Below are 242 nucleotides of genomic sequence, written 5' to 3' on the forward strand. Positions count from 1 at the left end.
TGGTCATAAGGTTCGCACCATTGCTATCCCTGGTGATCCGAATAAGTCCGCTTCTGAAAATGTTGGGATTATGTGCCACACGGGCAGCCTTGCTTCTTACGAGGATGTTGCCAAGGTCATGGAAGGTGTCGAGGCGGTTTTCCATATGGCGGCCGTCATTTCGTTCCAGCCAACTGCACGAGATTTGCTGTGGGACGTCAATGTCGTCGGCACATACAATGTATTGCGCGCAGCCGCTGAGG

The 242-nt window shown here is 52.9% G+C and carries 1 protein-coding gene; it reads left to right on the plus strand.

Features of this window, described 5'->3' with window-relative positions; translation table 11 throughout:
* Nucleotides 1–242: NAD-dependent epimerase/dehydratase family protein (locus SB658_RS26970; protein WP_410603576.1), on the plus strand; the 242-nt coding region annotated here is incomplete at both ends.

Origin of the sequence: Bacillus sp. SIMBA_008, from assembly GCF_046535495.1 — a bacterium.
Lineage (GTDB): Bacteria > Bacillota > Bacilli > Bacillales > Bacillaceae > Bacillus > Bacillus subtilis.